The organism is Kitasatospora sp. NPDC058444, assembly GCF_042721415.1.
In the GTDB taxonomy this organism is placed as follows: domain Bacteria; phylum Actinomycetota; class Actinomycetes; order Streptomycetales; family Streptomycetaceae; genus Kitasatospora.
Window position 1 is genome coordinate 165,133 of record NZ_JBHXLL010000001.1, and the last position, 19,610, is coordinate 184,742.

At 73.6% G+C, this 19,610-nt stretch carries 19 protein-coding genes; 12 read left to right on the forward strand and 7 right to left on the reverse strand.

Annotation, left to right across the window (positions count from 1 at the left end; all coding sequences use genetic code 11):
• Positions 1-93: 93 nt before the first annotated feature.
• From ACFWP2_RS00790 to ACFWP2_RS00800, 3 genes are read left to right on the forward strand one after another with little or no spacing between them, the layout of a single operon-like run.
• On the forward strand, positions 94-369 hold the full coding sequence (locus ACFWP2_RS00790; RefSeq protein ID WP_380446835.1) for an SHOCT domain-containing protein: 276 nt from the start codon (positions 94-96) through the stop codon (positions 367-369).
• A complete protein-coding gene (locus ACFWP2_RS00795) occupies positions 366-1,121 on the forward strand; it encodes an ABC transporter ATP-binding protein (protein ID WP_380446837.1) in 756 nt (251 codons plus the stop codon). The genes ACFWP2_RS00790 and ACFWP2_RS00795 overlap by 4 nt, the downstream gene beginning before the upstream one ends.
• Positions 1,118-3,691 (forward strand): ABC transporter permease, encoded by a 2,574-nt coding sequence (locus ACFWP2_RS00800; RefSeq protein ID WP_380446839.1) that lies wholly within the window; start codon positions 1,118-1,120, stop codon positions 3,689-3,691. Before ACFWP2_RS00795 ends, ACFWP2_RS00800 begins: the two co-directional genes overlap by 4 nt.
• Before the next feature lie 89 nt (positions 3,692-3,780).
• Here the strand turns inward: ACFWP2_RS00800 and ACFWP2_RS00805 are convergent, their stop codons facing one another.
• The 3 genes from ACFWP2_RS00805 to ACFWP2_RS00815 form a co-directional block, all read right to left on the reverse strand.
• Entirely contained in the window at positions 3,781-4,665 is an 885-nt protein-coding gene (locus tag ACFWP2_RS00805) for a metallophosphoesterase family protein (protein ID WP_380446841.1), read from the reverse strand.
• Positions 4,666-4,897: 232 nt separating this feature from the next.
• Positions 4,898-5,311, reverse strand: a complete 414-nt coding sequence (locus tag ACFWP2_RS00810) for a DUF4190 domain-containing protein (protein ID WP_380446843.1) — start codon at positions 5,309-5,311, stop codon at positions 4,898-4,900.
• Positions 5,312-5,368: 57 nt separating this feature from the next.
• Positions 5,369-5,524, reverse strand: coding sequence for a hypothetical protein (locus ACFWP2_RS00815; RefSeq protein ID WP_224277104.1), 156 nt, complete (start codon positions 5,522-5,524; stop codon positions 5,369-5,371).
• Between the two features lie 120 nt (positions 5,525-5,644).
• Here ACFWP2_RS00815 and ACFWP2_RS00820 point away from each other — a divergent pair, with 120 nt between their 5' ends.
• The 6 genes from ACFWP2_RS00820 to ACFWP2_RS00845 all read left to right on the forward strand — a co-directional run bounded on the left by ACFWP2_RS00820 (position 5,645) and on the right by ACFWP2_RS00845 (position 12,687).
• Entirely contained in the window at positions 5,645-6,274 is a 630-nt protein-coding gene (locus ACFWP2_RS00820; RefSeq protein ID WP_380446845.1) for a TetR family transcriptional regulator, read from the forward strand.
• 246 nt (positions 6,275-6,520) lie between these two features.
• Positions 6,521-7,375: a serine protease gene (locus ACFWP2_RS00825; RefSeq protein WP_380446847.1), complete on the forward strand. Its 855-nt coding sequence runs from the start codon at positions 6,521-6,523 to the stop codon at positions 7,373-7,375.
• Between the two features lie 230 nt (positions 7,376-7,605).
• Positions 7,606-9,144 carry a S28 family serine protease gene (locus ACFWP2_RS00830; RefSeq protein ID WP_380446850.1) on the forward strand — a complete coding sequence of 513 codons (1,539 nt, stop codon included), beginning with the start codon at positions 7,606-7,608 and terminating at the stop codon, positions 9,142-9,144.
• A gap of 267 nt (positions 9,145-9,411) precedes the next feature.
• Entirely contained in the window at positions 9,412-10,110 is a 699-nt protein-coding gene (locus ACFWP2_RS00835) for a TetR/AcrR family transcriptional regulator (RefSeq protein ID WP_380446853.1), read from the forward strand.
• A complete protein-coding gene (locus ACFWP2_RS00840) occupies positions 10,094-11,728 on the forward strand; it encodes an acyl-CoA dehydrogenase family protein (protein WP_380446855.1) in 1,635 nt (544 codons plus the stop codon). Before ACFWP2_RS00835 ends, ACFWP2_RS00840 begins: the two co-directional genes overlap by 17 nt.
• 50 nt (positions 11,729-11,778) lie before the next feature.
• Positions 11,779-12,687: an amidohydrolase family protein gene (locus ACFWP2_RS00845; protein WP_380446857.1), complete on the forward strand. Its 909-nt coding sequence runs from the start codon at positions 11,779-11,781 to the stop codon at positions 12,685-12,687.
• A gap of 87 nt (positions 12,688-12,774) precedes the next feature.
• Here ACFWP2_RS00845 and ACFWP2_RS00850 read toward each other — a convergent pair whose 3' ends face one another.
• Complete coding sequence (locus tag ACFWP2_RS00850) at positions 12,775-13,578, reverse strand: inositol monophosphatase family protein (protein ID WP_380446859.1); 804 nt, start codon at positions 13,576-13,578, stop codon at positions 12,775-12,777.
• A gap of 135 nt (positions 13,579-13,713) precedes the next feature.
• On the opposite strand from ACFWP2_RS00850, the gene ACFWP2_RS00855 reads away from it, so the two are divergent.
• Positions 13,714-14,706 carry an Lrp/AsnC family transcriptional regulator gene (locus ACFWP2_RS00855; protein ID WP_380446862.1) on the forward strand — a complete coding sequence of 331 codons (993 nt, stop codon included), beginning with the start codon at positions 13,714-13,716 and terminating at the stop codon, positions 14,704-14,706.
• Positions 14,707-14,889: 183 nt separating this feature from the next.
• Positions 14,890-15,324, forward strand: a complete 435-nt coding sequence (locus ACFWP2_RS00860; RefSeq protein WP_380446864.1) for a hypothetical protein — start codon at positions 14,890-14,892, stop codon at positions 15,322-15,324.
• Positions 15,325-15,384: 60 nt separating this feature from the next.
• Here the strand turns inward: ACFWP2_RS00860 and ACFWP2_RS00865 are convergent, their stop codons facing one another.
• The 3 genes from ACFWP2_RS00865 to ACFWP2_RS00875 all read right to left on the reverse strand — a co-directional run bounded on the left by ACFWP2_RS00865 (position 15,385) and on the right by ACFWP2_RS00875 (position 17,719).
• A complete protein-coding gene (locus ACFWP2_RS00865; RefSeq protein WP_380446865.1) occupies positions 15,385-16,215 on the reverse strand; it encodes a helix-turn-helix domain-containing protein in 831 nt (276 codons plus the stop codon).
• 148 nt (positions 16,216-16,363) lie between these two features.
• Entirely contained in the window at positions 16,364-16,846 is a 483-nt protein-coding gene (locus ACFWP2_RS00870) for a DUF2269 family protein (RefSeq protein ID WP_380446867.1), read from the reverse strand.
• 165 nt (positions 16,847-17,011) lie between these two features.
• The gene (locus tag ACFWP2_RS00875) at positions 17,012-17,719 is read right to left on the reverse strand and encodes a 4'-phosphopantetheinyl transferase family protein (RefSeq protein WP_380446869.1); all 708 of its coding nucleotides are present in this window, start codon (positions 17,717-17,719) and stop codon (positions 17,012-17,014) included.
• A 364-nt stretch (positions 17,720-18,083) separates the two neighbouring features.
• Here ACFWP2_RS00875 and ACFWP2_RS00880 point away from each other — a divergent pair, with 364 nt between their 5' ends.
• A complete protein-coding gene (locus ACFWP2_RS00880; RefSeq protein ID WP_380446871.1) occupies positions 18,084-19,544 on the forward strand; it encodes a choice-of-anchor A family protein in 1,461 nt (486 codons plus the stop codon).
• The last annotated feature ends 66 nt before the right edge of the window (positions 19,545-19,610 follow it).

Sequence of the window (19,610 nt, forward strand, 5' to 3'; positions counted from 1 at the left end):
AGGACGCGTGATGAGACCTCGCGGCGGGACGCTCTAGGCACCTCGGGAACCACCCGAGGTCCTGGAGGCCCACCACCGAGGAGTTGAACCACCATGTACACCCAGCTGGCCGACTGGCACGGCCCCGGCCCGTGGATCCTGCTGATCCCCCTGGTCTGGATCGCCGTGGTGGTCCTGGTGATCGCGGTGCTCCGCCGCACGGTCTGGCGGCGGCACGGCTGCGGGTTCGGGGCCGGGGCCGAGCATCCGCTGGCCGTCCTGGGCCGGCGCTACGCCGAGGGCGACATCGACGCCGAGGAGTACCGCGCCAAGCGGTCCGTGCTCAGCGAGCCGCCGCGGGACGACGCCCGGGGAGGTGGCGCCAGGTGACCACCCTGGACGTCGTACGGGGCTCCGCCGCCAGGGTCGCCGACGCCGTGAAGATCCACGGCGTCGGCGGCACCGAGGTCCGCGCGCTGGACCACGTGACGGTGGAGTTCCCGGCCGGGCGGTTCACCGCGATCATGGGCCCGTCCGGCTCGGGCAAGTCCACCCTGATGCACTGCGCGGCCGGGCTGGACAGGCTCACCGCCGGCAGCGCCTGGATCGGCGGCACCGAGCTCGGCCCGCTCGACGACCGGCGGCTCACCCTGCTGCGCCGGGAGCGGATCGGCTTCGTGTTCCAGGCCTTCAACCTGGTGCCCACGCTCACCGTCCTGGAGAACATCACCCTCCCGCTCGACCTGGCCGGAACCGCCCCCGACCAGGCCTGGCTGGAGACGCTGGTCGACGTGGTCGGTCTCGGCGACCGGCTGCGGCACCGGCCGAGCGAGCTCTCCGGCGGCCAGCAGCAGCGGGTCGCGGTGGCCCGGGCGCTGGCCGGCCGGCCCCGAGTGGTCTTCGCCGACGAGCCGACGGGCAACCTCGACTCCCGCAGCGGCGCCGACGTGCTCGGCCTGCTGCGCCGGGCGGTGGACGAGATGGGCCGGGCCGTGGTCATGGTCACCCACGACCCGACGGCCGCCGGCTGGGCCGACGAGGCGCTCTTCCTCGCCGACGGACGGCTGGTGGACCGGATGCGGCGGCCCACCTCCGCCCTGGTGCTGGACCGGATGAAGGCCTTCGAACGGGGGCGGTCGTGAACGCCGTTCCCCTTCGACTCAGCCTGCGCTCGCTGCGCGCCCACAAGCGGCGGCTGGCCGGCACCCTCCTGTCCGTCCTGCTCGGGGTGAGCTTCCTGACCGGCACGATGGTGCTCGGCGACACCCTGCGGGCCAACTTCGACACCCTCTTCGCCGACGCCAACGCCGGCACCGACGTCGTGGTCCGCAGTGCCGACGTGCTGGACTCGGCGGGCACGGTCGGCGGGGTGCGGGCGCCGGTGGCGGTGACGCTCGCCGACCGGCTGCGCGCCGTGCCGGGGGTGGCGGCCGCCGAGCCGTCCGTCCAGGGCGCGGGCCAGCTCATCGGGAACGACGGCAGACCGATCGGCGGTCAGGGCCCGCCCACCCTGGCGGGCAACTGGCTGACCGACGGTCGGCTCAATCCGTACCGGCTGGCCGAGGGCCGGGCGCCGGCCGCCCCGGGCGAGGTCGTGGTGAACCGGGGCGCGGCGAAGGCGGGCGGGCTGCACATCGGCTCGACCACCGTGCTGCGCACCCCCGATCCGGTGCCGGTCACCGTCGTCGGCATCGCCACCTTCGGGGCGGACGCGGACGGCATGGGCCCGAGCACCTTCACCGCGATGACCTTCGCGGACGCCGAGCGGTACCTCACGCCCAAGGGCGAGGGGCAGGCCGGCTCGATCCAGGTCCGCGGGGCGGGCGGGGTCTCCCAGCGGGAGCTGGTCGACCGGATCACCCCGCAGCTTCCGGCCGGTGTCCAGGCGATCACCGGCGCGGCGGCCACCCAGGAGTCCACCCAGCTGCTGTCCGGGCGGTTCCTGACCATGTTCACCACGCTGCTGCTGGTCTTCGCCGGGATCGCGCTGCTGGTGGCGACGTTCACCATCCACAACACCTTCGCCATCGTGGTGGCCCAGCGGACCAGGGAGAACGCGCTGCTGCGGGCGCTCGGCGCGGTGCGCGGCCAGGTGCTCGGGGCGACGCTGGCGGAGGCGCTGGCGGTCGGCCTGCTGGCCTCGCTGGGCGGGCTGCTGGGCGGGATCGGGGTGGCCGCCGGGCTCAAGGCGCTCTTCTCCGCACTCGGCTTCGCCCTGCCGACCGGCGGGATGGTGATCGGCACGGCCGCCGTCCTGCTGCCGCTGCTGACCGGCACGCTGGTCGCGGTGGGCTCAGCACTGCTGCCGGCCGTCCGGGCCGGGCGGACGGCCCCGCTCGCGGCCCTGCGGGAGGCCGCGGTCGACGGGGCGGCGCAGGGGCGCTCGGGCGCCGTCCGGGTGGCGCTCGGCAGTCTGCTGCTGGCCGGGGGAGTGCCGGTGGCCGTGCTCGGGGCGACGGACGGTCCGTCCGTGCTGCTGACGGCGCTCGGGGCCGTGGCGGTACTGGCCGGCACGGTGGTGCTCGGCCCGGTCGCCGCGGCCTTCGCGGTGCGGACGCTGGGCGCGCCACTGCCCAGGCTGCGCGGGGTCTCCGGGGTGCTCGCCCGGCGCAACGCGGCCCGCAACCCGCGCCGGACGGCGGCCACCGCGAGCGCCCTGATGATCGGGGTCGCGGTGGTCACGCTGTTCACCGTCTTCGGCGCCTCGATCAAGGCCACCCTGGACTCCACGGTGAGCAGGTCCTTCGCGGGCGATCTCGCCGTCACCACCGCCTCGTTCGGGGCCGGTGGCAGTGGGATCAGCCCCAAGGTGGCGGACGCCCTGGCCGGCCTGCCCGAGGTGCGGCAGACCGTCGGGCTCGGCCGGGGCGTGGCCCGGATCGACGGGCACGGCCGGACGCTGGACGTGACCGACCCGGCCCGGCTGTCCGGGATCGTCGACCTCGGCCGGGTCGACGGCTCGCTGGCCGCGCTCGGCACGGACGGGCTGGCGGTCTCCCGCAGTGAGGCGCGGCAGCACGGCTGGCGGCTCGGACAGTCCGTCACCGCGGGCTTCACCGACGGTGCGAGCGGCCCGTTCACCATCCGGGCCCTGTACGAGGGCGGCAGTCTGGCCGGCGACTACCTGATGACCCGGCAGGCCTGGGCCCCGCACCGGGGGCAGGACGCGGACACCATGGTCGCGGTCGGGCTGCGCGACGGCGTCCCGGCCGCCGCGGGCAAGGCGGCGGTGGAACGGGCGCTGGTCCCGTACGGCAGTCCGCAGGTGCAGGACCGCGCCGAGTACGCGAAGAGCGCGGCCTCCGGCGTCGACACGATGCTCTCGGTGGTCTACGCGCTGCTGGCGCTGGCCGTGCTGATCGCCCTGCTGGGCATCGCCAACACCCTGACGTTGGCGGTGCACGAGCGGACCAGGGAGCTGGGGCTGCTGCGGGCGGTCGGTCAAAGCCGTGCCCAGCTGCGCGGCATGGTGCGCTGGGAGTCGGTGCTGGTGGCGGCCTTCGGGACGGTCGGCGGGCTGGGGCTGGGAGCCTTCCTCGGCTGGGCCCTGGTGCGGGCCTCGGACAGCGCGGGGACGGGATCGTTCGCGATACCGCCCTTGCAGCTGGCCCTGGTTCTGACAGCCGGGCTGCTGGCGGGCGCGGTGGCCGGACTCCGCCCGGCGGGCCGGGCGGCGCGGCTGGACATCCTGCGGGCGATCGCGACGGAGTAGGAGGTGGTGGAAGGGGAGTCGACGGAACCGGAAGCCGGCCGAGCCGGGGCGGAGGAGAAGGAGGAGGCGGGCGCGGGTGAAGCGGAGACTCAGCCCGCCGTCTGCGGGAAGACCTCCCGCAGCAGCGGGTCCGGCAGTCCGCGCTTGCGCCACTCGCGCGGGTAGCCGAGCGAGACCTCCGTGAACGGGACGCCGTCGTAGGTGGTCCGGCGCGGGATGTGGAGGTGGCCGTAGATCATCGCCGCGGTGTTGAACCGGGTGTGCCAGTCGGCGGTCAGCTCGGTCCCGCACCACTGGGCGAACTCGGGGTACCAGAGGATCTCGGTGGGCTGGCGGACCAGCGGATAGTGGTTGACGAAGACGAGCGGGACGTCCGGGTCGCACTCCGCCAGCCGCTTCTCGGTCAGCCGGACGCGCTCGCGGCACCAGGAGTCGCGGTCCGGGAACGGGTCGGGGTAGAGCATCCGCTCGTCCGCGCAGACGACGCCGGTCTCGTAGGCGGCCGCCAGGGAGGCCTCCTTGGTGGTCGTGCCCGGCGCACGGAAGGTGTAGTCGTAGAGGAGGAAGAGCGGGACGATGCGGACCGGTCCACCGGCGCCCTCCCAGACCGGGTACGGGTCCTCGGGGGTCACCACGCCGAGCCGGCGGCAGCGTTCCACCAGGTGCTCGTAGCGGGCCACCCCGCGCAGCTGGACGGGATCCTCGGGGTGGGTCCACAGCTCGTGATTGCCGGGCACCCACACCACCCGGGCGAAGCGCTCGGCGAGCAGGCCGAGGGCCCACTCGATGCTGGTGGTGAGCTCGGCGACGTCACCGGCGACGAGCAGCCAGTCGTCGGGGTGGGAGGGCTGGAGCTTCTCCACCAGGTCGCGGTTCTCCTGGTAGGAGATGTGCAGATCGCTCACGGCGAGCAGCCGGCCACCCGTCGGGGTGGGTCGTTCCGGCTGTGTGTCGCTGCGGTTCTCCGTAGTCACTCCTGCCCCCTGAGGTCGCCCGGCCGATGGGGCCCACCCTACGTGGCGGGCCGGGGGAACGGGGCGGGTTGACGGGATCAGTCGTTCGAACAGTCGGTCCCGGAGTCGGGAACCGTCGGGCGAGTCGCCGGGGCGAATCGGCGCGAGTCAAGGGCGGAACAGCGGATCGGTGCCGGAGGGCGAGGGGGGAGCGAGAGCAGGATCCAGGTGTGGAAGGGGAGTTGGGGACGGTTCAGGAGCCGATGTCGATGAGCACCCCGTGGGAGGTGACGATGGTGACGGCGAGGATCACCAGCGAGGCGATGCCGAGGGTCAGGCCGAGGAGCGCGCGGCCGCGCCGGCTGGTACCGCGGACCAGGGCCAGGATGGCCAGGGTGATGGCGATCGGCCCGAGAACGATGTTGAACAGCAGCAGGCCGGGCAGGCCGAGGAGGAAGGAGGCGATTGCGAGGCCATCGGCCTCGGCGGCGGACTGACGGACAGTGCTCTGACGGCTCGTGCTCTGAGGGCTCGTGCCCTGGCCGGCGGTCTCCTCGTTCTGACCTTCCGGGCGGCTGGCGCTCCAGAGGCCGATGGCCGGACGGGAGGCGGCTTGGCGGGAGGTGGCCTGACGGGATGCGGCCGGGCGGTCGGTGACGGTGCTCATGGTGGTGCGGGTCCTCTCTGTGGAGTGGCCGCGGGTGCGGTCCGCGGAGCGGCCGGGTCAGCGGTGCCGGAGGCGGGCGATGCCCTCCCGGGCGCCGAAGGCGAGCAGCCAGGCGGTGATGCCGGCGGAGGCGGCGAGGAAGACCGGGAGCGAGGTGTGGGCGGCGGTGCCGATCAGGACGCCCATGGCGACCAGGGCGGAGAACAGGATCACGGCTGGCTCCTTCGGCTGCGGTTGGGGCTGCGCCGATTTCGGTTGACAAGTGTTCACTGACTTCGGCCTCACTGTACGCCCGACTGGCCAATCTCAGCAAACGATTGTTTACTGAATGGCGTGAGTCACACCGTTGGGGCCAGGCAGGCCCAGAAGCAGCAGAGTCGGCGGGCCTTGCTGGACGCCGGGCTGCACCTGTTGGCCGATCAGAACCTGGCGAGCCTGGGCGTCCGCGAGGTCACCCGCGAGGCGGGGCTCTCCCCGGCCGCCTTCTACCGGCACTTCCCGGACCTCGCGGCCCTCGGGGTGGCGCTGGTCGAGGAGTCGCTGGCCAGCCTGCACGTCATGATCCGCGCGGTGCTCGCCGAGGCCGGCGGCGCCGAGGAGTTGATCGACCGTGCGGTGGACGTGATCGAACGGCACGTCCGCGAGCACCGGGGGCACGTCCGCTTCCTGGCGCGCGAGCGGCACGGTGGGGTCCGGCAGGTGCGGGAGGCGATCGACGCCGAACTCGGCCGCTTCGCCGCCGAGGTGGGGGCCGCCCTGGCGCTGCAGCCGGAGTCGCGGGGGTGGAGCGAGCAGGACCTGCGGATGCTCGCCGAGCTGTACGTCGACCACATGGTCTCCACGGCCGCCGCCTTCCTGGAGGCGCTGGAGACGGACCCGGCGCGGGAGCCGCGGATCGCCGCCACCGCACGCCTCCAGCTGCGCCTGATCAGCCTCGGCCGGGAGCACTGGCAGGCGGGCTGACCGTGCCGACCCGGCAGTTGACCGGCCGGTGGGGGCGTGTGGCCGGGTCGCGGTGGGTCCGCGGTCCGGCCCGCGATCAGGCCCGTGATCCGGATCGCGCGCCGAGTGGCGGGCCGGGTGGCGGCGGTAACCGGCCATTGCCGCTTGGGCGGTTCTTGGTAGTGCTTTGACTCTTGACAGTGGGTCATGTCCGCGACAGCTTTGGTGAACCCCCACCCGTGGACCCCCCACATCGAGAGGTCTCTCATGAAGAAGCCGCTCATAGGCACGGTTGCCACGCTCCTGGTCGCCGGGGCCACCGCCCTGGTCGGAGCCATTCCCGCCCAGGCCGCAGCCCCTGCCACCAAGCCCGCCGCCAAGCCCGTCAGCGCCGTCAACTTCGCCGGGACGGTCGCGCTCAGCAACTGCTCCGGCTCGCTGGTGCGGATGCCCGGCTCGGCCGCGAGCGACCCGGCCCTCATACTCTCCAACGGTCACTGCCTGGAGACCGGCATGCCCGGCCCGGGCCAGGTGGTTCTCAATCAGTCCTCCAGCCGGAGCTTCACCCTGCTCAACGCGAGTGGCAGTGGCGTCGCCACGCTGCGCGCGACCAAGATCGTCTACGGCGCGATGACCGACACCGACGTGTCGATCTACCAGCTGAACACCACCTACGCGTCGATCCAGTCCCGGTACGGGATAGCCCCGTTGACCATCGCCGCCACCCACCCGGTCCAGGGCACCTCGATCCGGGTCGTCTCCGGCTACTGGAAGAAGATCTACTCCTGCTCGGTCGACGGCTTCGCCTACCGGCTGAAGGAAGCGGACTGGACCTTCAAGGACTCGCTCCGCTACACCTCCACCTGCAACGTGATCGGCGGCACCTCCGGCTCGCCGGTGGTCGACGCCTCGACCGGCCAGGTGGTCGCCGTCAACAACACGATCAACGAGAACGGCGAGACCTGCACCCTGGACAACCCCTGCGAGGTCGACCAGAACGGCGCGGTGACGGTCCGTCGGGGCATCGGCTACGCCCAGGAGACCTACGGGATCCCGGCCTGCTTCGCCGCCGGCAACCGCTTCGACCTCACCCTCCCCGGCTGCACCCTGCCCCGCCCGTAAGCAGCCAGGAAACCCGCGCTGACCAGCACGTTTCCCCCGATGGGCCACCCGCGAACGGCGGGTGGCCCATTCGGCCGTCCACCGGCCGTCCATCGGCCGGCCGACGCGCCACCCCGCACCACCCGTGCCGCCCCGACAGGCGACCCGGCCCCCGCACCACCCCGCACCACCCGTGCCGCCCCGCCGTACCTGCGGGCGGCAGTCATGTCAGTTGAACCGATGGAGAGTTGATGACCACCACCGTGAGAAGGCTGATGGTGTCGGCCCTGCTGATACCGATGCTCGCGTTCGGCGGCCTGGCGAGCCCGGCGTCCGCCGCCGACGGCCAGGGCGCTCAGGGGGCGCAGGGCACCCAAGGTGCCCAGGGCGACCAGGACGGCCAGGGCGGCGGGTCCCGCCACGGCCGGAGCCCCGCCGACGACCCGACCGCCGACATCAAGGACCGCCTGGCGGCGATCCCCGGGGTGACCATCACCGAGGAGAAGCCGACCACCACCGGTCACCGCTACTTCATCGCGACCTACACCCAGCCGATCGACCACAACCGCCCGTGGCTGGGCACCTTCCAGCAGCGCTTCAGCCTGCTGCACCGCGGCTACGACCGCCCGACCGTCTTCTACACCAACGGCTACACCCTGGGCACCAACCCGTCCCGCACCGAGCCGACCCGGCTGGTGGACGGCAATCAGGTGTCCATCGAGTACCGGTACTTCACCCCGTCCCGCCCGGAGCCGGCGGACTGGTCCAAGGCCGGCATCCGCCAGGGCGCCGCGGACTCGCACCGGCTGGTGACCGCGCTCAAGCGGATCTACCAGGAGGAGTGGCTGTCCACCGGCGCCAGCAAGGGCGGCATGTCCTCCACCTACTACCGCCGCTTCTACCCGGACGACGTGGCCGGCACGATCGCCTACGTCGCGCCGAACAACACGAACGTCAACGACTACGAGGCGTACAGCGAGTTCTTCCGCACCGTCGGCACCCCCGAGTGCCGGGACAGGCTGAACGCCGCCCAGCGTGAGCTGCTGGTGCGCCGCGACCGCCTGGAGGCCCGCTACGTCGCCGACAACCAGGCGGCCGGCTCGACCTTCAACACCCTCGGTACCCCGGACCGTGCCTACGAGGGCGGCGTGCTGGACGTGGTCTGGGCGTTCTGGCAGTACAGCCTGGAGTCCGACTGCGCCAAGGTCCCGGTGGCCGCCACCGCGACCGACGACGAGCTGTACGCCTGGTTCGACTCGCAGTCCGGCATCACCGGCAACAGCGACCAGTCGCTGGCGAAGTACACCGCGTACTACTACCAGGCCGCGACCGAGCTGGGTGCGCCGTTCTTCGACGTCTCGCACCTCAAGGGCGTGCTGCACTACGACTACAAGGAGCTCTACTCGGTCCGCACCTTCGTGCCGAAGGAGATCCCGACCGTCTTCAACCGCAACGCGATGCCCGACATCGACCGCTGGGTGAAGCGCGAGGGCGAGCGGATCATGTACGTCTACGGCGGCAACGACCCGTGGGGCGCCAAGCCGTTCCACCTCGGCCGGGGCAGCGAGGACAGCTACGTCTACACCGTGCCCGGCGGCAACCACGGTTCGAAGATCCAGCAGCTGCCCGCCGCGCAGTCGGCGGAGGCCACCGCCAAGGTGCTGGAGTGGGCCGGCCTGAGTGACCCGAACGCCGCCCGCTCGCTCGCCAAGGCGCCGCAGGCTGCCGCGGACTTCGGCCCGCTGGACGTCGAGGGCCAGCGGCTGGAGCAGGAGCGCCGCCCGCTGTAGTGCTCGCCCGCTGTAGTGCTCGCCCGTTCCGGCGTTCGCTCGCTGTAGTGCTCGCTCGCTCCGGCGTTCGCCCGCTGTAGTGCTCGCCCGCAGTAGTCGTGCTCGCGCCCGCGGCGGGTCGCGCGGCGAAGCACGAGTCGCGCGACGAAGCACGAGGAGGAGGCCGTCCCGATTTCCGGGGCGGCCTCCTCGCGTCGTTCCGGGAGGCCGGGACGGCAGGCCGTCGGACCCCTCCCCGAAGCAGTGAATCAGTGCTTCAATGCTTCCATGGCCTACCGACGCACGCCCGCCGTACAAGCCCGCCTGGACGCCCAGCGCGAAGCGGTGCTCCAGTCGGCGGTCGGGCTGCTCGCCGAGCGCGGCTACGGCGGCTGCACGATGGCCGCCGTGGCGGACCGCGCCGGGATCGCCACCGGCAGCCTCTACCAGCACTTCTCCGGCAAGGCCGACCTGTCGGTGCAGCTCTTCCGCCGGGTGGTCACGCACGAGATCGACGCGGTCAACGCCGCCGTCGCCCTCCGGGACACCCCGCGGCAGCGGATCGCGGCCGTGGTCGAGACCTTCGCCGCCCGCGCCCTGCGCGCGCCCAGGCTGGCGTACGCGCTGCTGGTCGAGCCGGCCGACGCGGTCGTGGACGAGGAGCGACTGGTGTTCCGGCGGGCGTTCCGGGACGTGATCGCCACCGAGATCGCCGCCGCCGTGGCGAGCGGCGAACTGCCCGAGCAGGACCCGGTGCTGACCGCCGCCGCCCTGGTCGGCGCGGTCGGCGAGGCCCTGGCCGGGCCGCTCGCGGCCGCACCGCTCGCAGCCGTACCGCTCGCGGCCGCGCGGGTCGCCTCCGGCCCCCCCGAGCCCAGCCACAGCACCACGAGCAACGACACCACGAGCGACAGCACCACGGTGGTCCCCGCCCTGGTCTCCTTCACCCTGCGTGCCCTGGGAGGACGCGATGACAGCGACGCATGAGGTCACCAACCAGGTGCCCCTGCCGTACGGCCACGACACCGCCGCCGACCCCACCCTGCTCGACGCCCTCCGGCGGGCCGACGCCGGCTGGGCGGAGCCCGAGCTGCGCGAGCTGGGCCGGCTGGCCGGCTCCGAGCAGGCCGCCGAGTGGGGCCGGCTGGCCAACGAGAACCCGCCGGTGCTGCGCACCCACGACCGCTTCGGCCACCGCATCGACGAGGTCGAGTTCCACCCGGCCTGGCACGAGCTGATGCGCACCGCCGTCTCGTACGGCCTGCACGCCGCGCCCTGGCGCGACGAGCGCCCCGGCGCCCACTCCGCCCGTGCCGCCGGGTTCTTCGTCTGGGGCCAGGTCGAGGCCGGTCACACCTGCCCGATCTCGATGACCTACGCCGCCGTCCCGGCGCTGCGCGCCAACCCCGCCCTCGCCGCCGAGCTGGAGCCGCTGCTGGCCGCGCGGGAGTACGACTACGGGCTGCGCGAGCCGCGTACGAAGCGCGGGCTGATCGCCGGCATGTCGATGACCGAGAAGCAGGGCGGCTCGGACGTCCGCACCAACACCACCACCGCGGTTCCGCAGCCGGACGGCACCTACCGGCTGACCGGCCACAAGTGGTTCACCTCGGCGCCGATGTCCGACCTCTTCCTGACCCTCGCCCAGGCCCCGGGCGGCCTCAGCTGCTTCGTGCTGCCGCGCGTCCTGCCGGACGGCAGCCGCAACCGCCTGCAGCTGATGCGGCTCAAGGACAAGCTCGGCAACAAGTCCAACGCCTCGGCGGAGCTGGAGTACGACGGCGCGGTCGGCCTGCTGGTCGGCGAGGAGGGCCGGGGCGTCCCGACCATCATCGAGATGGTCAACATGACCCGCCTGGACTGCACCATCGGCGCGGCCTCCGGCATGCGCTACGGCGCCACCCGGGCGGTCCACCACGCGCTGCACCGGCGGGCGTTCGGCAAGGCGCTGGTCGACCAGCCGCTGATGCGCAACGTGCTCGCCGACCTGGTGGTGGAGTCCGAGGCGGCCACGATCGTGGCCATGCGGCTCGCCCAGGCCACCGACCGGACCCTCGCCGGGGACGCGAACGAGGCGCTGGTCCGGCGGCTGGGCCTGGCGGTGGCCAAGTACTGGGTCTGCAAGCGCGGTCCGGCGCATTCCGCCGAGGCGCTGGAGTGCCTGGGCGGCAACGGCTACGTCGAGGAGTCCGGGATGCCCCGGCTCTACCGGGAGGCGCCGCTGGTGTCGATCTGGGAGGGCTCCGGCAACGTCGCCGCCCTGGACGCGCTGCGCGCCATGGCCAAGCGCCCGGAGAGCGTCGAGGCCTTCCTCGGTGAACTCGACGCCGCCGCCGGTGCGGACCGCCGGCTGGACGCGGCCGTCGCCGCGCTGCGCAAGGAGCTGACCGACCTGAGCGACCTGGAGTACCGCACCCGCCGGCTGGTCGAGTCGATGGCGCTGGCCTTCCAGGGCTCGCTGCTGGTCCGGTTCGGCAGCCCGGCGGTGGCCGACGCGTTCTGCGCGAGTCGGCTGGGCGGCGACCACGGCGCGGCCTTCGGCACCCTGCCGGCCGGGGTCGACACCGCGGCGATCATCGACCGCGCCCGCCCGGTGATCGTGTGACCGACCAGGATGCGACGCGTGCGGAAGACCGGGTGGTCGATCGGTACCGCGTGACCGACCAGGACCACGCGAGCGATCAAGAGGCGGAGGGCGTACGGCAGTTCTGGCAGGCCCTCGGTCTGCCCGGGCTGATCGACGTGCACACCCACTTCATGCCGAAGAACGTCCTCGACAAGGTGTGGGCGTACTTCGACGCGGCCGGCCCGCTGGTGAACCGGCCCTGGCCGATCACCTACCGCGAGGCCGAGGAGCAACGGGTGCGGCGGCTGCGGGACTTCGGCGTCCGGGCGTTCACGTCCATGCTCTACCCGCACAAGCCCGGCATGGCCGGCTGGCTGAACGCCTGGGCCGCCGACTTCGCCGCCCGCACCCCGGAGTGCCTGCACACCGCGACCTTCTTCCCCGAGCCCGAGGCACCCGGCTACGTGGCCGGGGCGATCGAGGACGGGGCCCGGGTGTTCAAGGCGCACCTCCAGGTCGGCGGCTACGACCCGACGGATCCGCTGCTGGACGAGGTCTGGGGGCTGCTCGCCGCGACCGGCACCCCGGTGGTCACCCACTGCGGGTCCGGGCCGGTGCCGGGCAGGTTCACCGGCCCCGGCCCGATCGGCGAAGTGCTGGACAGGCACCCGGGGTTGGTCCTGGTGGTCGCCCACCTCGGCATGTCCGAGTACCGCGACTTCCTCGACCTCGCCGAGCGCCACCCGTCCGTCCGGCTGGACACCACGATGGCGTTCACCGACTTCGCCGAGGCCGGGGACCCGTTCCCGCGCGAGGAGCTGCCGCGCCTGCGCGGGCTGGGGGAGCGCGTCCTGCTCGGCAGCGACTTCCCCAACATCCCCTACCGGTACGTGCACCAGCTGGAGGCTCTGGCCGGGTTGGGGCTGGGGGAGGAGTGGCTGCGGGCGGTCTGCCACGACAACGCGGCCGCCCTCTTCGACATCAAACCCGAAGGCTGACCACCCGCGAACTGCCGGTCACCCGCGAAGCCCGACCACCCGCGAACTGCCGGTCACCCGCGAAGCCCGACCACCCGCGGCGGTCGCTCACCGCACCGTCCGCAGTACCTCCAGCGCCCGGGCGTGCAGCCCGGGCGCGGCGGCGAGGAAGCCGTCGGAGCCGGCCGTCCAGGCCGACCCGGCGGCGTCCGTCACCGCCGCGCCCGCCTCGCGCGCGATCAGCGCGCCGGGCAGCAGGTTGCCCGCGTCGAGGCCGTACTCCCAGAACAGCGCCAGGTGCCCGGAGCTGACCTGGGCCACCTGGAGCGCCGTCGGACCGAGGTTGCGCACCGCCAGGACCGCGCCCGCCATCGCGGACAGCGACTCACCCGCCCGGCGCAGCGCCACCGGGTCGGCGGCCACCCGCGGGGGCTGGCTGGTGGCGGCGACGGTGACGGCCAACTCCCGCTCCAGGGGCGCGATCGGCCGCCCGTCCAGCTGGGCCCCGCCGCCGAGCACCGCCCGGAAGGTGCGGCCGTCCTGTTCCGGGGCGTGCACCACGGCCAGTACCGCCGTGCCGTCCCGCACCAGCGTGGCGGTCACCGCCCAGTGCGGCTGCCCGAGCAGGTACTGCACGGCGCCGTCGGTCGCGTCGCACAGCCACCACTCGCCCTCGGCGGGCACCGACCCGTCCAGCTCCTCGGGCACCCATCCGGCCTGCGGGCGCAGGGCGGTCAGCCGTTCCCGCAGCGCGGCGGCCGCCGGCCCGTCCAGCTCGGCGAAGCGGGCCGCCGCCTCCTCGGCGGTCCGCGCGGTGACCGGGTCGGCGGACCGGCGTGCGGCCAGCCCCGCACCGACCTCGCGCACCGCGGCCTCCACGCCCTCCGCCAGCGTCCACAGTTCGTTCGTCACGGTGATTCCCCCTCGACTCGGTTCCTCGCTCCGGGCCGGAACGCCGCGCACGCTCCGGCCGCCCGGGACAAGGAGTACCGTCAGCGCTGCCGAACAGGTCGCAGAAGCCGCCGAGAGTGACGGGAATCGGACACCATGGACCTCTCCACCGCCGATCCGGACAGTGTGCTGGACACCCTCGACCGCCGCCTGGTGTGCGCCCTCCAGGTGGACGGACGGGCCGAGCCTGGCCGGATCGCCGAGGTGCTGGGCGTCTCCGCGCGGACGGTCACCCGCCGGCTGGGCCGGATGCGGCAGGCCGGGGTGCTGCGGGTGGTCCGGCTGCCGGACGTCGAGGACGCCGCCGTGGGCGCCCTGCTGCTGCGCGTCCGGGTGCTGAGCGGCCGGGTGGACGCCATCGCGCAGGCCCTCGCCGACCGCGCCGACGTCCCGTTCGTCGACGTGATGCTCGGCGGCCACGAGGTCGGCGCCGTGGTGCTCACCGACGGCGGTTCCCGCGACCGGCTGCTGTACGGGCAGCTGCCCGCGACCGGCGCCGTCACCGAGACCACCACCCACGCCGTGCTGCACGCCTTCGCCGACGCCGGGCAGTGGCGGGCCGGGTACCTGACGGAGGAGGAGGCCGCCGCGCTCGCCCGGCCCGCCGTCCCGCGCCCCGCCGCACCCCCGCCGCTGGACGCCCTCGACCGCGCGCTGCTGGAACGGCTGGGCGAGGACGCGCGGCAGTCGCACGCCGTGCTGGCCGGGGCGGTCGGCACACCCGAGTCGACCGTGCGCCGCCGACTGCGCCGGCTGGACGAGGCCGGACTGCTGCGCACCCACGCCACCGTGGACCCGCGGCTGCTCGGCATGGCCGTGGACGCCAACCTCTGGCTGGACGTGCCGCCCGGCCGGATCGCCGAGGTCGGCACGGCGCTGGCCCGCCACCCGCAGGTGCACGGGGTGTTCGCCACCAGTGGCCCGGCCAACCTGCTGGCCACGGTGTTCTGTCCGGACCACGGCGAGCTGTACCGCTTCCTCACCGACACCCTCGGCCCGCTCGGCGCGGCCCGGGCCGAGACCACCATCACCGCCCGCGCGGTGAAGCGGGCGGGCGTGCTGCTCCGGCAACCGCCCCGGCGGCCGTAGGGATCCAGGGCCCCAAGGCCCCAAGGCTTCAGAGCCCCCGGACCCCAGAGCCCCCAGACCCCAACCCCCCGGACCTTACCCGCGGGGTAATCGACGCCCGCCGCCTGGCCGGGCAGGGTGGAGGCGTCCCGGCGAGGCCGCCACGGCCCCGGGCTCCCACCCCCTGACAGGAGGCGATCCGTCATGTCCGCATCCCACGCGAACACCCTCACCCCCGCCAGCCCGGGCTCCGCCTTCTCGCCCTGGACGGTGCGCGGTGCCCTCACCCTGGACGCCCTGGCCACCGGCGGCAACGGCCTGGCCTACCTGGCCTTCTCCGGCCCGCTCAGCGACCTGTTCGGTGTCGGTCGCGCCACCCTGCTCGACATCGGTGTCTTCCTCACCCTCTACGCCCTCGCGGTCGGTGTGCTGGCCGCCCGTCGGCAGCCGCCGCGGCTGGGCGTGCAGGCGGTGATCGACCTCAACCTCGTCTGGGTGGTGCTCAGCCTGGTCGCGATGGAGGTGTGGCTGGAGCCGACCACCGCGGGGCTCGTCTGGATTCCGATGCAGGCCGCGACGGTGGGCCTGTTCGCCGTCCTGCAGTTCACCGCCCTGCGCCGGAGCGGTCGCTCCGGCTGACTCCGAACGGAGCCGCCCCTGGATGAGGCGGATTCCGGACGAGTCCGCGGTGCGCGGTCGCTACGGCTGACGCTCCGGCCCCACCGCGGACTGGAGGAACCGCACCGTCTCCGCGTCGGCCGGGAGGAAGGCCTCCATGGCCAGCTCGGAGACGGTCACGTCCAGCGGCGTGTTGAAGGTCGCGATGGTGGAGAGGAAGGAGAGCACCCGCCCGTCGTGGCGGATCCGCATCGGCAGCGCGAAGGGGAAGCCGTCCTCGGCCGGGTCGTCCGCCGGGTCGCCGTCCGGCTCGGGGTAGTCGCGGACCTCCTCGTACAGCCGGCGCAGCGGCTCGGCGCGGACCAGCTCCAGCTGGCGTTCCATCCGCTCCAGCAGGTGCCGCCGCCACTGCCGCAGGTTGACGATGCGCGGCGCCAGCCCGTCCGGGTGGAGGGTGACCCGGATCGCGTTGAGCGGCGGCCGCAGCAGGTGCGGGGCGACCCCGTCGAGGAGCAGCCCGAGCGAGCGGTTGGCCGCCAGCACCCGGAAGGACCCGTCGACCACGACCGCCGGGTACGGGTCGTGGGCGGCCAGCAGCCGTTCCATGCCGCCGCGCAGCGCGTCCATCGAGGGGTCGTCCAGCGGCGTCTCGGGGTAGTGCGGGGCGTAGCCGGCCGCGAGCAGCAGGGTGTTGCGCTCGCGCACGGGGACGTCCAGCTGCTCGGCCAGCCGCAGCACCAGCTCCCGGCTCGGGCGGGAGCGGCTGTTCTCGACGAAGCTGAGGTGCCGGGCCGAGGAGTCAGCCCGCAGGGCCAGTTGCAGTTGGCTGAGCTGCCGTCGTTCCCGCCAGCCGCGCAGCAGCGGGCCGACACCGGTTCCCGTCGGGCTGCCCATGCCCGCCATGATCGTCATGGCCCAGGACGGTACTCGAACGAGCCCGGTCGGCGGGAGGGGGGCAGGGGGACCGAAGGGGATCCGGGCCGAGCGGATCCGGCGGGCCATCGGCGTACTGCCGGTGGGCTTCCGGCGGCTCCGGTGGGCCCTGGTGGGGTCCGGGGGATCAGACGCCGGTGCTGGAACCGGGCCGGATGACCATGAGCACCACGACCACGGCCCACAGCAGGTTGAACACTCCGGCGGTCATCGGCAGCATCTTCAGGCCGCTGACGGCCTTGGTGTGCTGCTCGTCCGACGGGTCGAGTTCGAGCGCGTCCACCGCGGCCTGCTGGCCGGGCAGCACGAAGAGCAGCAGGGCGAGCGCGGCGACCGCGGTCAGCACCATCGAGACGATCACCCAGGACTGCCCGAGCACGTCCATCACCTGGGCCAGGCCGATGCCCAGCACCGGCACCGCGACTCCGAGCAGCGCGTAGACCTGGGTGATCCGGTGCAGCACGCGCAGCACGCCGGCGTCGGAGGCCTGGTCCGGGCCTCCGGCCAGTGCGGCCTTCGCCCGGCGCGGGAACATGCTGACGGCCACCGCGACCGGGCCTATGAACAGGACCGACACGAGGACGTGCAGGCTCAGCAGGAACTTGGCCATGGCGGGGCACCCTTTTGAATCCGGTGGGCAGCTGGTCGGCGGGCACCCGCGTTCGGCGTGCCCACGACCAGGCACGCTAACACCGCTTATTCCCCGGCCCACCGCGCGGGTGGGCGCCGGGAGCCCGGCCCCGGCCCCCGGCTCCCGGCCGCCCCGCCCCGGTGCTCAGCCCGCCGCCGTGAGCTCCACGATCCGGGGCGGGACGGTGCTGACGGCCCCTACGGCGGCGGCGTGCTCCGGGTCGGTCCAGTCGAGCAGGTGCAGGTCCTCCCACCGGCTGCGCAGCGGCGCGCCCGGCGGGACGGACAGCGGCAGGGCGGAGAGGTCGACCCGGGCGAGGGTGTCCAGGGTGGCCCGCCCGATCTTGATCAGCGATTCCTTGCGCACCCAGAGCCTCAGGAACGCCTGCTCCGGCTCCGGGTCGGCCTCGACTTGGGCGAGCTCGGCCGGGGCCAGTACCCGGCGGGCGACCGGCCCCAGTGAGCCGCCCCGGGCGGACAGCTCGACGTCCACCCCGACCGGCTGGAACCCGGCGCCGGCGGCGACCACGCCCCGGGTGTGCGACAGGCTGACGTGCACCCCGGGGTGGTCCGGCAGGTAGGGCTTGCCATGGTCGGCGAGCCCGCAGTCCGGGCACTGCTGGGCGAGGACGAGGCCGGCCACCGGCACGTCGAGCAGCCGGGCGGCGCAGAGCCGGACCAGCAGGTGCCCGGCGGTGAAGTCGATCCGGCCGGACTCGTGCCGGAAGCGCGCGGCGCGCTCCCGCTCCATGGCGGTCAGCAGGTGCTCGCCCGCCTCGGGATGCCGCAGTACGGCGTCGGCGGACGCGACGGAGACGAGCGGCGCGCTCTGTTCCTGGGCCTCGGTGGTCATGCCCCCAACCTAGGCCCTCGCCGACCCGGGGTCCTCGCCTACCTGGGTTTTCGCCGGCCCGGGCCCTCGCCGGCCCGGGCCTTCGCCGTCGATCGGCGCCTGCCCAGGGGATCGCTGCTCCGTACGTATGAATTTCAGATCCGATCTGAGGATCTGTAGGGTTCGATAAGTCCGTTTTGAGGTTGGATATCCCGGATCTGCGGGATCGTCGCCAGATCGTATGGAACGTGGCGGGTCGTTCTGGCTCGCCCCTTTCTCGTGCACGGAGGAATTGTCGATGGGTCAGGCCACCGGTTCGCCGGATCACAGAACGACCGCCGTGAGAACTCCGGCCACGCGCAGGCGTCGGGCCGTCAGGATCGCGGTGGCGACCGCCGTCACCGCACTGCCGCTGGCCGCGGTGCTGACGGTCGGTTCGGCCGCTCCGCTCGCCCCGCCGCTGGGAGCCTGCACCGGGCCCGACTGCCCCAGCACCTGGCCGCCGCCCAACAACGGCGACTTCCCCGGCCGCGACGCCTCCATCAACGTCTTCACCGGTGGCGACTACACCGTGAACGGCCGGGCCGCGGAGGCCGAGGGCAAGATCGTCGCGCTGGGGAACCTGACCGTCGACAAGAACGGCGGCGGCATCTACAACATGGGCGTCGTCGGCGTCGGCTCGCGCGTGGTGCCGCCGAACGGCAGCGACTTCGTCACCACCGGCGGCAACGTCGACGTGGTGACCGGCAACGCGATCCTGATCGGCGGCAGCGACTCGCACGGCCCGGCCTTCGGCAACCTGCGCCACGCGGGCTCCGTCAGCGGCACCGTGAACATCGACCCCACCGGCCAGTCGATCCAGGACCCGAACGCCGCCGCGCCCTACCAGTCGGTGCTGGCCCAGATCGAGGAGGTCTCCGACTGCGTCGGCCGGGCCACCGCGACCGGCACCGTCAACGTCTCCTCCAGCGAGGCGACCTTCACCGGTGACGGGACCAGCGCGAAGCAGGTCTTCAACGTCACCCGGAACCTCGCCTCGCCGTCCGGCGGGCCGATCGGCCTGGTCTTCACCAACATCCCGGCCGGCGCCACCGTCGTGGTGAACATGCTCGGGGACAGCCCGATCATCAACACGTACACCGGGACCGGCCTGGCCGGCGACCAGACCACCGACATGCGTTCGAAGCTCATGTACAACTTCCCGACCGCGACCTCGGCGCAGCTCCTCGGCAGCGCCCAGTTCCAGGGCTCGGTCATGGCCGGCAACCCCGGCGGCACCACGACCATCGCCCAGCCGGGCATGAACGGCCGGGTGTACCTCGCCGGCAACCTGATCCACACCGGCACCGGCGGCTACGAGATCCACAGCTACCCGTTCGACGGCGACCTCCCGGACTGCGCCGTGACGCCCAGCCCGTCGCCGACCTCGTCGACGCCCTCGCCCTCGCCGACGTCCCCTTCGCCGACCTCGCCGTCCCCCACCTCCCCGTCGCCCACCTCGCCGTCGCCGACCTCGCCGTCGCCGACCTCTCCGTCGCCGACCTCTCCGTCGCCGACCTCGCCGAGCCCGACGTCCCCGTCCCCGACATCCCCGACGTCCCCGGCGCCGACCTCGCCCGCGCCCACCTCGCCGTCGGCCAGTGCGACGACGTCGAGTGCCGGGCCGGCCCCGACCAGCCACCACCCGACCGGGCAGCCGAGCAGCCACCACCCCGGTGGCGGCGGTGAGCTGCCCTCCACCGGCGCGGGCAACGCCACGGTGGTCTTCGGTGCGGCGGGCGTCGGCCTGCTCGGCCTCGGCGGTCTGGCCGTGCTCGCCGCCCGCCGTCGTGGCCGTCACGGCTGACGGTCCGTACGGCTGAGAGGCCGGACAGCCTGACGGCGGCGCGGGCCGCCCGAGTCGATCCGACCG

Coding starts and splice junctions, on each gene's coding strand:
- ACFWP2_RS00790 (WP_380446835.1), top strand. CDS start 94: ATGTACACCCAGCTGGCCGACTGGCACGGCCCCGGCCCGTGGATCCTG.
- ACFWP2_RS00810 (WP_380446843.1), bottom strand. CDS start 5,311: ATGAGCACCGTCACCGACCGCCCGGCCGCATCCCGTCAGGCCACCTCC.
- ACFWP2_RS00825 (WP_380446847.1), top strand. CDS start 6,521: ATGAAGAAGCCGCTCATAGGCACGGTTGCCACGCTCCTGGTCGCCGGG.
- ACFWP2_RS00830 (WP_380446850.1), top strand. CDS start 7,606: ATGACCACCACCGTGAGAAGGCTGATGGTGTCGGCCCTGCTGATACCG.
- ACFWP2_RS00835 (WP_380446853.1), top strand. CDS start 9,412: ATGGCCTACCGACGCACGCCCGCCGTACAAGCCCGCCTGGACGCCCAG.
- ACFWP2_RS00840 (WP_380446855.1), top strand. CDS start 10,094: ATGACAGCGACGCATGAGGTCACCAACCAGGTGCCCCTGCCGTACGGC.
- ACFWP2_RS00855 (WP_380446862.1), top strand. CDS start 13,714: ATGGACCTCTCCACCGCCGATCCGGACAGTGTGCTGGACACCCTCGAC.
- ACFWP2_RS00860 (WP_380446864.1), top strand. CDS start 14,890: ATGTCCGCATCCCACGCGAACACCCTCACCCCCGCCAGCCCGGGCTCC.
- ACFWP2_RS00865 (WP_380446865.1), bottom strand. CDS start 16,215: ATGACGATCATGGCGGGCATGGGCAGCCCGACGGGAACCGGTGTCGGC.
- ACFWP2_RS00870 (WP_380446867.1), bottom strand. CDS start 16,846: ATGGCCAAGTTCCTGCTGAGCCTGCACGTCCTCGTGTCGGTCCTGTTC.
- ACFWP2_RS00875 (WP_380446869.1), bottom strand. CDS start 17,719: ATGACCACCGAGGCCCAGGAACAGAGCGCGCCGCTCGTCTCCGTCGCG.